At 62.8% G+C, this 13,540-nt stretch carries 15 protein-coding genes; all 15 read right to left on the minus strand.

Annotated features, from left to right (window positions below; all coding sequences use genetic code 11):
• Positions 1 to 63: 63 nt before the first annotated feature.
• Positions 64 to 330, minus strand: coding sequence for a flagellar biosynthetic protein FliQ (locus tag LXM94_RS06180; protein ID WP_235770287.1), 267 nt, complete (start codon positions 328 to 330; stop codon positions 64 to 66).
• A 33-nt stretch (positions 331 to 363) separates the two neighbouring features.
• Complete coding sequence (gene flgD, locus LXM94_RS06185; protein WP_235770288.1) at positions 364 to 834, minus strand: flagellar hook assembly protein FlgD; 471 nt, start codon at positions 832 to 834, stop codon at positions 364 to 366.
• Entirely contained in the window at positions 828 to 1,274 is a 447-nt protein-coding gene (gene flbT / locus LXM94_RS06190) for a flagellar biosynthesis repressor FlbT (protein ID WP_235770289.1), read from the minus strand. Before flbT ends, flgD begins: the two co-directional genes overlap by 7 nt.
• Positions 1,271 to 1,618 (minus strand): flagellar biosynthesis regulator FlaF, encoded by a 348-nt coding sequence (gene flaF, locus LXM94_RS06195; RefSeq protein WP_235770290.1) that lies wholly within the window; start codon positions 1,616 to 1,618, stop codon positions 1,271 to 1,273. The genes flbT and flaF overlap by 4 nt, the downstream gene beginning before the upstream one ends.
• 36 nt (positions 1,619 to 1,654) lie before the next feature.
• Positions 1,655 to 2,704: a flagellar hook-associated family protein gene (locus LXM94_RS06200; RefSeq protein ID WP_235770291.1), complete on the minus strand. Its 1,050-nt coding sequence runs from the start codon at positions 2,702 to 2,704 to the stop codon at positions 1,655 to 1,657.
• A gap of 6 nt (positions 2,705 to 2,710) precedes the next feature.
• On the minus strand, positions 2,711 to 4,144 hold the full coding sequence (gene flgK, locus LXM94_RS06205) for a flagellar hook-associated protein FlgK (RefSeq protein ID WP_235770292.1): 1,434 nt from the start codon (positions 4,142 to 4,144) through the stop codon (positions 2,711 to 2,713).
• Between the two features lie 37 nt (positions 4,145 to 4,181).
• On the minus strand, positions 4,182 to 5,381 hold the full coding sequence (locus LXM94_RS06210; RefSeq protein WP_235770293.1) for a flagellar hook protein FlgE: 1,200 nt from the start codon (positions 5,379 to 5,381) through the stop codon (positions 4,182 to 4,184).
• Positions 5,382 to 5,495: 114 nt separating this feature from the next.
• Positions 5,496 to 6,167 (minus strand): transcriptional activator Rem, encoded by a 672-nt coding sequence (gene rem / locus LXM94_RS06215; RefSeq protein WP_235770294.1) that lies wholly within the window; start codon positions 6,165 to 6,167, stop codon positions 5,496 to 5,498.
• 271 nt (positions 6,168 to 6,438) lie between these two features.
• Positions 6,439 to 7,011, minus strand: coding sequence for a transglycosylase SLT domain-containing protein (locus tag LXM94_RS06220; protein ID WP_235770295.1), 573 nt, complete (start codon positions 7,009 to 7,011; stop codon positions 6,439 to 6,441).
• Complete coding sequence (gene fliK, locus LXM94_RS06225) at positions 6,941 to 8,455, minus strand: flagellar hook-length control protein FliK (protein ID WP_235770296.1); 1,515 nt, start codon at positions 8,453 to 8,455, stop codon at positions 6,941 to 6,943. Before fliK ends, LXM94_RS06220 begins: the two co-directional genes overlap by 71 nt.
• Complete coding sequence (motC, locus tag LXM94_RS06230) at positions 8,452 to 9,726, minus strand: chemotaxis protein MotC (protein WP_408015592.1); 1,275 nt, start codon at positions 9,724 to 9,726, stop codon at positions 8,452 to 8,454. Before motC ends, fliK begins: the two co-directional genes overlap by 4 nt.
• A gap of 37 nt (positions 9,727 to 9,763) precedes the next feature.
• A complete protein-coding gene (locus LXM94_RS06235; protein ID WP_235770298.1) occupies positions 9,764 to 10,963 on the minus strand; it encodes a MotB family protein in 1,200 nt (399 codons plus the stop codon).
• Positions 10,960 to 11,610, minus strand: a complete 651-nt coding sequence (locus LXM94_RS06240; protein WP_235770299.1) for a hypothetical protein — start codon at positions 11,608 to 11,610, stop codon at positions 10,960 to 10,962. The genes LXM94_RS06235 and LXM94_RS06240 overlap by 4 nt, the downstream gene beginning before the upstream one ends.
• Before the next feature lie 283 nt (positions 11,611 to 11,893).
• On the minus strand, positions 11,894 to 13,078 hold the full coding sequence (locus LXM94_RS06245; RefSeq protein WP_235770300.1) for a flagellin N-terminal helical domain-containing protein: 1,185 nt from the start codon (positions 13,076 to 13,078) through the stop codon (positions 11,894 to 11,896).
• Positions 13,079 to 13,411: 333 nt separating this feature from the next.
• Positions 13,412 to 13,540, minus strand: a 129-nt coding sequence (locus LXM94_RS06250; RefSeq protein WP_268965039.1) for a flagellin, incomplete at its 5' end; no start/stop codon positions are given.

The raw sequence follows: 13,540 nt of genomic DNA on the forward strand, positions 1-13,540 counted from the left end.
GCCACAGTGCGGACCGGTTCTAGCGCGCGAAACTTGTGCGAGGATGGCATGGCCCGCCGCGCGTCAGAAGCCGGACTCTATTCGGGAGAAGACGATATTGGTGAAGATCGAGATCTGCGCGCCGATGAAGGGCGCGGAAATCGCCACCGTCACCATGATGGCGAGGATCTTCGGTACGAAGGTGAGCGTGATTTCCTGTACCTGGGTCAGGGCCTGGATGAAGGCGATCGTTACGCCAACGATCATCGCCGCCAGCACAGCCGGTCCGGAAGCGACGATCACCGTCCAGATCGCCGCCTGCGCTATGTCGAGGGCGTCTGCCTCATTCATCCACGTTCACTCTTCATGAGTGCGGTTTGGACGTCAGCTCTCGTCTGCCGTCGTCTCAGTCGTCTCGTCTGTGGTCGTATCGCTCACCACCACGCCGGGGCCGATCACCAGCTCCTCGCCCGAATCAAGGGTCGCGACGATACCGTCGGTGTATAGCGTGACTTCCGTGACCACACCAGTAATCTCGCCGTCTTCGCTGGTGACCGTGCGGCCGATGACGGAATTCGCTTCCTGAAGCGACGTCCGCTGCAGAAGGCTTTCGAGATTGCTGTTCGTCTTGATGGTCTGCTCGACCTGGGAGAAGGTCGCAAGCTGCGCCATCTGCTCCGTCGCGTCCATCGGCTCGGTCGGATCCTGGTTCTGGAGCTGAGCGACGAAGAGCTGCAGGAAGCTCTCGTAGTTCAGCGTCGCATCCGCCGCATCTGTCGACGACTCGGTCGCCGTGACGGTGGGCGTGTAGCTGGAGGTGGTCGTCGTGGATGTGGCCGAAACCGGGGTTACCATCGGGCAATCTCCTTGCGAATGTGCTCGACCGTCGCCGGCGTCATTTCGCGGTTGTTCAAAATCTGGTCCTCAAGCGGATAGAGGCCGCGGATCGCCTTCAGCGCCTCGAAGGCACGTCCCTGCGTGACCAGCCCGTCGATGCGCTTCAGTTCCGAGAGCACCTCTTCGTTCTTGAAGCAGCTCAGGAGCATGATGATCGACTTGCGGAACATCGCCGTCGACTGCTTGGCGCCTTCGGGATTGATGAGAATCATCTGGGCGATGAAATAAAGCTGCCGCAGCGGCGTCGTCGCCTGTTCCGGCTGCAGGACATGGTTTTCCAGAAGGAACGTCACGTCGTTCAGGAACTCCAGAGCGACCTTGCGATCGACGCGCAGAACGGCGCCGTTGACGAAGATGCGCTCACCGGACTTGAGTGAAATACGCAACGTGCTTTTCATTTTATGCCATCCCTGATGATGGTTGTTATGTCGATGATCCCCTGGAAGTTGTCGGACTCGCGCTTTCGGATCCGCTCCGTCTCTCCCAGTATCCAGATCGCGATGGAGATCAGATTGGCGCGCAGTTCCCCGTCCAGCTGGTTTTCCGGGTCGCCGAGATCCTCGATAAAGCGGATCCAGAGGCGACGCGTGAAATAGACTGCCTCGATCGCTTCCTTTCCGTAGGTCTCGCAGCGCTTCGCCGTCTCCAGCAGCGCTACCGACCGGTCGAGAACCTGTCTCTCCCTGTCCCTGGACGTGGCTACGCCGTCCTCCATGATCTCGACGTATGAGAACTGGTACATTCAGACACCCTTCATGTTTGTCCGCGCCCCCGATAATCAGAGGTAGTTGATCAAGCTCATGTTCTGGATACGCGACGTGAGCGTGTAGGCGAGTGAAAGCTGGCTTTCGAGCGTCGTGATCCGGACTGCCGTTTCCGACGTGTCGACGGCTTCGAGATTGTTGATGCTCGTGGTCAGGATCGTGATCTGGGCATCGAGCGACACATTGGCCTCCGTCACCCGCGCCTCCGATATGCCGAGCGTGCTGCGCTCGGAATCGATGCCGCTGACGGACTGCCCGATATAGTCGAGCGCCGAATCGCTCACCACGGTACGCGTCTCGTCCGAGAGATCCAGATTGAGCAGTTCGTAACCGATGACCGCGCCGAGTGCGAACTTGCGCATGCCTTCGACATTGCTGTTCGTGGAGCTCTGGATGACCTCCGTATTGCTGATCCGGCTCGTCATGTTCTCGTCGGACGCGTTGGACCAGTTGGTGTTCCAGTCGGCGCCGAGGAACGACGTTTCGAGATCGGCGATGAAGGCCGTCATATCGGCCTCCGTGATGTCTGCCGTCTGGGCGTCGTCCTGCGCGAAGCCGAAGGTGGCGAGGAAAGCCGCGTCGAAGGCGTCTTTCGCGGTCGAACCGGTCGCCATGTAGTCGTTGATCGGCACAATGTCCGAATTGATGCCGGCGAAGAGATATTCACCGCTGAACGACGTGTTTGCCGAAGCGGTAAAGAGCGATATTGCGTCCGCAAAACTGTCCTTGGCGAGATCGAGCTGGTCCTGAGAGTCGGTGCCGGAGAGCGCGATGATGGTTTCCATCGCGGAATTGGCAGCTTCCGACATCAGGCCGAGCGCTTCCTGCGAGGCGGCCAGGCGCTGGGTGGTGAGCGCGTTGGTGCTCGACAGGGACTCGAGCCGCTGCAGGTCGCGATGCAGGTTGAGCGTGCGTGCGGTCTTTGCGCCGAGCACCGTGCCGACGTCGGCATGACGTTCCGTGACCAGCTCCTCGTTCAGGCGCACCAGCTCCTGCTGCGCCTTGGCGATGGCCTGCGTCATCGTGTTCTGCATCGACAGGTTCGAAACGAACGAAGTCTTCATAACTTGTTATCCTGCGGCTTCGAGGAGCGCGGCCATCATTTCATCGACCGCCGCGACCAGTTTGGCAGATGCCTTGTAGGACTGCTCGAGATCGAGCAGCAGCGCCAGTTCCTCATCGAGGCTGACCGACGTGACGTTCTGCAGGGCCTCCTGCGTCCGGTTGAGCAGCGCCGTCTTGTCGCTGCTCGCCGTGGTCGCCGCGCTGCGAAGCTGCTCGACCCAGCCGACCGAAGCCGTCGAAAATTCAAGGACGCTCAGCGACGTGTCGAGACCGCTCGTCACGTCGAAAGTCATCTCGGTTTCGAATGCTGCGGCATATCCGTCGAGCACGTCCGAGAAGCTCGCGTAGTCGTCCGGGTTCTGGTCGAGATTGACGCCGTCGCGCAGCAGCATCGGGTCTCCGCCCTCGGCGGTGATCAGGGCCGGATTGACCATGATGCTGCCAGCGAGACCGGGCTCGAGCGCGGCCGGGACGACGGTCGACTGCGTGGCGCCGTCCATCCAGGTGAAGAGGCCGGGCATGCCGTCATCTTCGAACATGGTGATCAGACCGCGCGCAATTTCGTCGATCTGGGCCTGGTAGGTCGGCGCGATGTCGTCGCGAATCTGCAGAAGCGCGGCGATCGAGCCCCGGGCGCTGGAATTGCCGCCGCTTCCGGCCTCGATTTCGACACCGTCGATAAGGACGGGGAGACCGTCGACCGTCGCGTCGTAGGTCATGGTTTGCGAGAAGGACACCTCGCGCGGAAGCGTCTCGAACAGCACCGTCCCGTCGCTCGTGTAGAGCGCGATGTCGTTGTTGGTCCGGGTCACGACACTGATGCCGACGATTGCGGAAATCTCGCTCAGCAGCTTGTCGCGCTGATCGAGCGCATCGTTGACATCGCTTCCGGATGCGGTACCCGAGACCACCTGGTCGTTGTATGTCTTGAATTCACCAAGCAGGCGGTTGAGCTCATCGACGGCATCCGCGATGTCGGCATCCGCCTCGGCGCGCAGCTTCTGCACTTCTTTCGTGGCGCTGTTCAGCGAATTCGCGACATCGGTGGCGTTCGCGATGACGGTCTCCGCCAGCGAAGCCTCGCTCGGCTTGTCGGCAAAGGTCTGGAGGTTGTCGCGCAGCTGGGCGATGTAGGTGGAGGGCGCCAGTTCGTATTCGTCACCGCCAAACAACGTCTTGAGGCGTTCGAGCCCCGCCAGCGTGGTGTCCTGGGCGGAGGATTTCGAGATGCTGAGCAGGTTCTGCTTCTGCAATGCGGCGTTCTGCGCGCGCTGGGTCTCGACAACGATGGCACCGCTGGCGGCCGTCGCGAGGATGGCCGCCCGGCGCGAGTAGTTGGTGTCGCTTGCATTCGAAACGTTCTTCGACGCGACCGCCGTCTGGGTGGCCGTGTTGGTGAAATTCGACTGCGCAGTCTTCATTGCTGCTGAAAGCGACATCCTATCACCTACTCTGTTTCACAGTGTTGCGTTCACGTCACCGCTTGAGGTTGACGAGGACTTCCATCAGTTCGGAGCCGGTCTGAAAGACCTTGGAGTTGGCCGTATAGTTGCGCTGCGACTCGATCATGCTCGTCAGCTCTTCGGCAATATCGACGTTGGAATCCTCCAGCGCGCCGGAGAGGATACTGCCGTATCCGCCGGTCCCTGCGTAACCCATGACGATGACACCGGAGTCGTTGCTCTGCGTATAGACGTTGCCGGGCAGCGGGGTGAGGTTGTCCGGGCTTTGGACGGAAGCCATGGCAATCCGGTACTTGGGGACGAGCGTGTTGTCGTCGTACTTCAGGGAGACGACTCCGTCATCGCTGATCTCATAGCCCGTCACCTTGCTGGCCGCCTTGCCGTCAATGTCGCCGTCCGACACTTCGAAATCGGAGGCAAGCTGGGTCGAGCCCGCGATGTCGATCGTCAACGCGCCGAGTTCGGCGCCGGCTATCGTCTGTGCGGTGGTGGTGATCTCCGCCGGCGAGGGCGAGATCAGCGTGCCGTCTGAGTCGAATTCCATCGCAATCGGCCCGGCGATCGACGTACCGTCGTAGGTGACTTCCACTTCCCACTCATTGTCGGCCGTCTTGGTATAGGTGAAGTCGAGCAGGCGCGTGTTGCCCTGGCTGTCGTATGCGACGAGCGACGTCGCTTTGACGTAGCCGGCGGCCTCGTTGGAGGGCAAGTTGACGTCGAGCGTGCCGGTGGTCGACGCTTCCGCGTTGAGGGAGCCGGACGAAAGGTTGATCTCGCTCAATCCGTCGAAGCCGTTGACGACAATCGTCGGGTCGTCCGTCGAGGAATATTCGTAGCCCATCAGCGTGAAGCCGGCGGAATTCTGCAGGGTTCCGTCGTCCATTGCGGTGAAGGCGCCGGCACGCGTCAGATACTCGACGCCGTCCGAACCCTGCACGATGAAGAAGCCTTCGCCGTTGATGGCAAGGTCGGTCGCCGAGGTGGTATAGGTGAAGGTACCCTGGGCGGAGATCGAATAACGGACATCCGTGGTGACGCCGCCGGAGTTGTAGGCTCCGCCCGTCGTCGGCAGGATCAGGGATGAAAACTGCGTCGACGCCTTCTTGTAGCCGGTCGTGTTCGCATTGGCGATGTTGTCGGCCACCGTGCTCAGGCGGTTCGCCTGTGCATTCATGCCCGATACGCCGGTTCTCATCGTTCCGTAGAGACTCATGGCAATTCCTCGTTTTGATCTGGCCCGAGACTAGGTGACGGGCCTTGCGTGAAGCTGTTCGGCCCGGTCCGCCGCCGGGCAGAACAACGAGGGGCGCCGAAGCGCCCCAGACAGTCAGTTCCAGTCGATGCAGTAGCCAAGGAAGCGCTTGGAATCGATCGGGTCGAAGCCGAGCTTCTTGCGCAGCTTCTTGCGCAGCTTGCTGATGTGGCTCTCGACGACATTCTCCTCGACGTCCTCGTCGAAGATGCCGTAGATCGCGTTGAATATCTGCGTCTTGGAAAGCCGGCGGCCGCGATTGGCGACCAAATATTCCAGAATGCGGCGCTCGCGGCGCGGCAGGGCGAAGACCTCGCCATGGAGCTCCGGATCCCGCCCATCCGAAAAGACGCGGATGGGACCGATGTCGGTATGTTGCACGAGCGCCTTCAGGCGGCGGCGGATCGCCGCGGCCCGGGCCAGAATCTCGCGCGGGTGAACCGGCTTGCGAACCACGTCGTCGACGCCGCAGTCGAAGAGCGCGAGCGTCGTCTCGAGAGAAGGTGTGTCGCTGACCGCGATGACCGGTGCCTGCGAGCGATCCCGGATCGCACGCGGCAGTTCCAGAGTGTGCTGGCCCTGGCCGATCAGGAACGCCTCGACGGCGTCGATGTCATTGTCGGCCGCGGAGCTGACCCACTCGCCGAACTCTCTCGGATCAAAGCCGGTCGAGGGCACGCCCTCGCGACCAAATAGAGATGTGTATCCGTCCTTAACGAGCTCCCGCTCATCAACCACTACGATCATTCGTCCGCCTCCGAATCAGTGTGGTGCCTCGATGGAACAGTCGTACGAATCAGGCGAATCACCGGCAACTAGATGAAATCATCAGGTGATTTTAATAGTTGATTAAGAATTATGTGCCGATTTGATCTACATATAGTAGGTGTCAGGGAAAATAGCCACAATGAAACAGTGGAAAAGTTAACAAAGGCCGGATTCTCCTCTTGCCCTGCCTTAAGTTCGCACATTCCCGCCACATTGCTGCAGGCGCGAATTGGCTCAATTTTTAGGTGTATTAATTGCAAAAGCGACGGGCGTTCGTCGTCCACTGTCCATACCCTGTCGCGACCAGATTCGCGATCACGCGGCAGACGTAGCGCTTCTGCGCCGGATCGTTGTTGGGGCCCGCATGGTAACGCGCCACCGCCATCGTCCAGGTCTCGTGGCGGGCATGGAGGTCGGCCAGGAAACGGGCCGCATAGTCGACGTTGCGCTGCGGATTGAACATTTCCGCCGGAGACGCGAATTCGCCGCCGTGGAAATGGTGGTTGATCTGCATGCAGCCGAGGTCGATCAGCTTGGCGCCGCGCGACCGCGCCGCCTCGAAAGCGGCAAGCGCCTCGCGCTTGTCGGCGGCGAAGACCGCCTTGCCTTCGATGTTCAACGCATATGGCTGCAGAGAACCCTTGCGGCCGGTCTCCGTCAATCCCACGGAATAGAGAATGCCGGCCGGCACTTGGTATTTCTGTGCCGCCCGCAGGATCTCGCGCTCGCAGAGGCCGGTGCTCGCGCAGGCGTTAGAGATAGACGCCGCCGCGGCCAGACTGAACGCCAGAAGAGACAGCGCTTTCTGCCAGGCTGCGGTCATAGGATGCTCCATCGTTGCCGGCGCTGTTCTGGCCGCTGAAGGTCTGCTGGTTGCCGCCCTGTCGACCGCCATTGCCCTCGTGGGTCTGCTGCTGCCCGGCAAAGGCCGCCTGGCCGTTGCCCTGGCTGTTGGCCGAAGACCGGTCGGTCGGGCTGAACTGGACCGTCACCTGATCGACGGCGAAGCCCTGGGCCTTGAGAGCCTTGACGATGCCGTCCTGGTCGCCGGAGAGCTGCCGGTAGGCCTCTCCCGTCTCCACCTGCAGATTGACGACGAGTTCGTCGCCCGAGAGCCGCAGCGTCGCCGTGACGCTGCCGAGGTCGATCGGCTGCATCTGGATCTTCAGCGTGTGCACGGCCTTGCCCGTGACCGCATCGTCCGCCATCGTGGCTGCGCCGGATGTCAACTGGCTCGCCCATTCGGCATCCTGCGCGATCGCCGCCGTCACGGCCGCCGAATTGGTGGTCGAGGCGAGCCCAAGGTAACGGCGCGAGTCGAGCACCGTCACGGTATCATCCGCCACCGATAGGGGGGCATCCTTGACCGTCGCCACGTCGCCGCGTCCGCCGATGGCGAGCTCGATCTCTTTGCCCTTGCCGTCCGCGCGGACGAATTTGAAGATCTGGTCCGCTGCGGACGGTCCGACCTCGCCGGATGCGGCGTTGCCGTCGGTCGCCGGCAAGGCTTGATCCGAGGACGACGACGTGCCGCCGAGGCGGGCCACAGACTTGCTCTCCGCCTTCTCGCCGGCGACCTGCTTCACGGTCCGCCCGTTGGCCTGCTGCCCGATCATCGGATCCTGCGCGCCAACCGCTGCCTGCAGCGCCTGCATCGTTTCGGCATCGGTGTCGCCAGCCGTCTGCGGCGCGGCATCCGTCCGGCCTGCCGGCTGTTGCGCGGTCGCGGTCCCATTGTCCTTTGCGACCTGGGATGCTGCATCGAGCAGCGCCAGAAGGTCGTCACCGTCTTCGTCCGTCCCGTCGTCCCCCGTCTCGTCGCCAGCGGCATGCCGCACCCTGTCGGCCGCGCGCTTGCCCTCCTTGCCGACGGTTGCCGGATCATCCCCGACAGCCTCGCCGTTTTCCAGCAGATGCGACTGCGCCTCGCCGAGCGTATCCGTGGCTGCGGCCTTGGTGTGGTCCTTGGCCGGTTCCGGCTGGTCGGTCGAGGTGTCCGATGCACCGGCCTTGTTTTGCGATATCGCGACCCGCGACGCAACACTGGTTCCGCCGTCCGTCGAGAAGACCCGTGCCAGGCTGTAGCGGCTCTCGCCGTCCTCTTTTGACTGCTGACCACTGCCGCCACTCGACTTCTCGAAGACGGATTCGAATTCGCGACCTCGCGACACGCTCTCGGCTTCCGTCGAACTCTGTTTGCTTCCGACCTTGGCGGACGATGCGTTTCCAACCGGCAGTCCGGCCGCAGCGATGTTCAGGTTGCTCAACCGCCTTCTCCTTTCAGCAGGGCGTCGATCTCGTCGAGTTTCGACTTTCCGGACGCGACGAAGCCGTCGAATGCCGGGTCGAGGCCCCTGTCCTCTTGCGGGCCGCCATCGTTGGCGGCCTCCGTGTCAACGGCTTCCGCCGGCTGCTCGACGGCAACTGCCGTCGGGTTCATGTCATCATCTTCCGCCGCGATGCCCGCCGGCGCCGGACGCTGATCCCGATCCGCGCTTTCCGCCTTTTCCTGCTCCTGGAGCACGGGAACCTTCAGAACCTCCTCCGCCACGACGCGCGCCGCTTCCTTCAGCGCCCGGTCCTTGGCCGAGAGCTTTTCGTCCGGCAGCGCAATGATGGTTTCCATAGCCTGGCTGACGTCGCTCGAGGGCACCGAAGCGAGGCTCGAATAGAGATCGGCGAGCAGGCGCGGCACGGATTCTCCGTCGCCGGAAAGCCCCTGGGCACGCTCGGCGGCGAGACTTGCGAGCCGCTGCTTGCCGGAAATCGCCGCCAGCCGCGCCATGCGCAGATAGACCTCCTGACGTCTCGGCACGTCCATGAACGAGAGCACTTCCAGTATATCGTCTTCCGATACCGTGTCGGAATGGTCGACCGAGAGCTTGACGAAAAGGTCCGCGAACTGGCTCGCATAGGGCGAACGCAGGAAACGCCGGGCATAGCGGTTCGAATAGGTCACGCCCTTTTCGACCCAGCCGTTCTCGACGGCGACATAGATCGAACGGCGAAGCGCCGCCTCCTCGACAATCGTTCCCGGCGCGGTGAGCCGGGCCCAGTCGAAATAGGTGAGCGCCAGCGCAGGATCCTTGCGGATGACCGAATTCGCCGACACCAGCGCCAGATAGGGACCGATCTGGCGATCCTTGTATTCGGGAAAGATCTCGGCGAGCGACTTGGCCGTCACGGAGCCACGCCCGCCGAGATAGTTTCTCACCGCATCCGTGACCCGTGTGTCGAAATGGCCGTCGACGTCGGCTTCCGCCAGCTTGTCGAGGGTCGACGGATTGCCGCCGCTCATCGCATAGACCAGCGCGGCATCGACGTTGCGCGGATCGTCGAACATGGAAGGGCCGCCGGTCAGCAGCCGGTCGTCGATCGTCCCGAGCAGGAAGCGCTGCATCTCCATCGCGGAATGATCGCCGAGCACGACCGAGTCCTGAACATATTGCAGCGACCGGATCATCTTGTAGGGCGCCAGATCCTCCGTGCCCTCGCCATGCGCGAGGGGCGGCAGGAGATGTCCCGCCGCCATGATCATTCCGCAGATCAGCATCCGTCGCGCGGACCGCATGATGTCAGCCCTCGTCCGACTGGAGAAGGATTTCGATGCGGCGGTTGACGTCGGCGAACGGGTCTTCCGGTACCTTCAGTCTCCGGTCGGCAAAGCCGCTGACCTGGCTGACGCGCCGCTCGTCGAGCCCGGCGCGAACCAGCATGTAATAGGCGCTCTGCGCACGCGTCATGGAAAGCCGCCAGTTGTCGTTTTCGCCCCCCTTGAAGGGACGGCCGTCGGTATGCCCGCGGATGGCGACAGCGCCTTTCCGCTCGGCGAGGATTTTGCCGATTTTCTCCATGGCGAGCACCATTTCCTTGCGCGGCACGGAAGAGCCCACATTGAACATCGCGGCATTGGTCTGATCCGTCAGGCTGACGAGCAGCCCGCCCTCCGCAGGCGTCACCGTGAGCCCCTCGGCCAGCTTGCCGAGAGCGCCGATCTCCTTCGCGATCTGCTTCTGCAGCCGGTCGGCCTCCGCGGCCTCCTTCGCGGTCTCGTTCTGCGCCGCCTCGTCCTCTGCCGCGCCGGCGGTCTTCTGCTCCGCGTCTTCGGCGGCCTTCGTTTCGGCAGCCCCTGCCGGAGCGGCCTCGACCTTGGCGGTCTCCTGAGCGTTTTCGGCCTCATGCGCCGTGGATGACGCCTCGGTGACCTCCACCTGCTGCGTCCAGAAATCCGGATCGAAAGGATCGCGGTAGGCCTCGCCGCCGCTCGCACCGGTCGCCGGGCCGGAATTGTCCGCGCCGCCTTCGCCCTTGGCGCTGACATTGGCCTGCTGGCCGACTTCCTGGGCGATCTCCGAAAGGACCGAATAGGGGTTCTCGAAGAAATCCGCCTCGGAGAACTGCGTCTCCTCGCCGGCGGCGGTGCTCTGGTCCGTGCCCTTCTGCTCGCCGTTGCCGGCGGCTTGTTTCTCACCGGCTTCCTTGGACTTGTCCTGGGTGTTCTCGCCCTCCGCATCCTTGCCGGGCTTTTCGACCGACTTGTCGGCCGGGCGGTCGTCGGTCAGCTTGATCGGATTGAAATAGGAGGCGACCGACGCCTTCGTCTCCTCGTTGGCCGCGTTTACGAGCCACATGACGAGGAAGAACGCCATCATCGCCGTCATGAAGTCCGCATAGGCGATTTTCCAGGCGGCCGAATGGTGGTCGCCGTCATGGTCGCCGTGACGCTTGACGATGATGATCTCGTTCTTGCCGTGATGGTGGTTCTCTTCGCTCATGCCAGCACCTTCCGCACCGTATCGGCCCAGGCTGCCATGCGCGTGACGAGGATCGTCTCGCCGAATTCAACGGTAAGGTCCGTGTCGTCCGCCGGCTGGTGACGGAACGCCGCGACGTCGTCGAAATGCGCCCTCAGCATCTCGAAGAGCGCGTCGGAGCCGCGCACGGTGACCGTGACGCCCTCGCCGGCCTGAAGCCCGTTGCGGATCATCTGCGCCAGATTTGCCACGGCCTCGCGCGCAAGAACCTCCTCCATCACCGGGGCGATGACATGGGCGACCTGCTCCGCAACAAGATCGCCGACCTTCTCGACCATGCCGGAGAACCGCTCGGCGAGCCGCGCGGCGTAGTCGCGCTCGAACTGTTCCCGCAAAGTGTCCAGTTCCGCCCTGTGGCGCGCCGACAGCTCGGCGATCTCGCGCCGATGCTGCTCGGCAAGGGTATCGGTCGCGGCCTGATGCCCCGCTTCGTAGGCTTCGGCGCGTTCCGCCTCGATGTCGACGGCCGGTTCCGGGCTCTGCATGGGGATAGCCTTGTCCGCACCCATCCGCAGGTCGCCGTGCAGGCCTGCCGTCTGGAAGAGCGGCGACGGGCGCGGTTTGGGCGGGGTGAAATCCTTGAGGTAACGCGCCAGCTGAACGTTCATGCCCCGTCTCCCGCGCGGATGCCGGACGGCATGGCGTGACGGTCGACACCTGACCGGATCTGGGACGAACTTTCGTTTCTGCGCTTCTGCAACACCGCTGACATGTCTCCCGGACCTCGCGCATTTCCTGATTCGCGCGCAATCTTCCTGATTGTGAGGGCGAGGCTAGCGGGCCAAACTTGTGCGAGGATGAAGGTATTGGGCCGCGCCAGGGCAATAGCGCGGCCCAACCTCCGCCGGCACCGGATGACCCACGGCACGGCGGCTCGGAATGCTTGTCGCCTTACTGGCGGAAGAGCTGGAGGATGTTCTCCGAGGAGGTATTGGCGATCGACAGCGACTGGATGGCGAGCTGCTGCTGGGTCTGCAGCGCCTTCAGGCGGGTCGATTCCTCGTTCATGTCGGCGTCGACCAATCGGCCGATGCCGGAATCGATCACGTCGGTCAGCGTCGCGACGAAGCCTTCCTGCATCTCGATACGGGTGGAGATCGCACCCAGGTCGGCGGCGGCGCTCGTCATCGACTCGAGTGCCGTATCGACCATCTTGAGCAGGCCGTCGAGCTGGGTGGTCGTGGTGCTGTTGTCGATTGCCAGCGTATCGACGGAAGAGGTCGTCGCGACGGCGAGGTTGGTCGTGTCGACGGCCCAGAGACTGCCGCCCGAGTCCTCGTAGGCGACCTCCTGGTTGGTGACCGTCGTCTGGTCGACGGCAATCACCCAGGTGTCGTCGTCGACCTTGACATAATCGTTGGTCCCGTCGGTAGCGTAGCTTCCGTCGAAGGTCGATGCACCGGCGCCGGCCGTGATGACCTCCTCGGTGGTGAAGGCTGCCACGGTGTACTGGCTGATGACGCCGCCCACATTGACGTTGAGCGCGACCGCAGCGCCTTCGATGACTGCCGTCAGGTCGAGAATGCCGAGGTCGCCGCCCTCGTCGAAGAGGACCGTCGTGGAGTCGAGCGTATAGTCGACCTTCTTGACCGAGACGTCACCGGAGGCGCTGCGAACGAAGGATGCCACGACGCTCTTCGTTTCGGAGCCGCCGGCGGTCGTCAGGTCGGTCTGCAGCCAGTTCTCGCCGGAGAAGGAAGCCCCTTCCGCGATGCTCACGAGCTGGGCCTGGAGCTGGGTGATTTCTTCCTGGATCTTGTCCTTGTCGACACCTTCTTCGGTGGCGGCAACGAGCTTGGTCCGGATTTCCGTGACGACCTCGATGGCCGATTCCATACCGGCATAGGCCGTGTCGACCTTTGCGGCACCGAGACCGAGCGCGTCCTGCACGGTCGAAAGCGCGCGGTTGTCGGAGCGCATGGTGGTCGCGATCGACCAATAAGCGGCATTGTCGGCAGCCGTCTCGACGCGGAGGCCGGAGGATACCCGCGCTTGCGTCGTCTCGAGGCTTCTGTCGATTGAACGGAGTGTCTGCAGCGCCGCCATGGCGCCGGAATTCGTCAGGATACTGGTCATCTGGCTTCTGCCCTGTCTGGAGTCGTCTTCTGGGGAGACATTCCGGAGTGAGGACCGGTAACGACAGAGGCCGCGTCATGCGCACCGCCACCTGTTTTGCCCTGGGTGGCGGGCCGTCATTCTTAACCAAGGGTTAACGAGCAATGGTTAACAAATGGTTAACACGTAACGAAGTCTTAACAAAGATGAAGAAATCGTAAATTTTTCGGTCCGTTGAAACCTGGCCCGATTGCGATGATGCGCGGCCGGAACGCAAAAAGCCGCCTCTCGGACGAGAGACGGCTCTGAGCTGTGGATGTCGGCCGGGAACGACGTCCCGGCCGGCCGCTTCTATTAACGGAAGAGCGTCAGGATGTTTTCCGAGGCGCTGTTTGCAATCGACAGGGACTGGATGGCGAGCTGCTGCTGGGTCTGCAGGGCCTTCAGGCGGGTCGATTCCTCGTTCATGTCGGCGTCGACGAG

This window comes from Rhizobium alarense, from assembly GCF_021555155.1.
GTDB classification, from domain to species: Bacteria; Pseudomonadota; Alphaproteobacteria; order Rhizobiales; family Rhizobiaceae; genus Rhizobium_D; species Rhizobium_D alarense.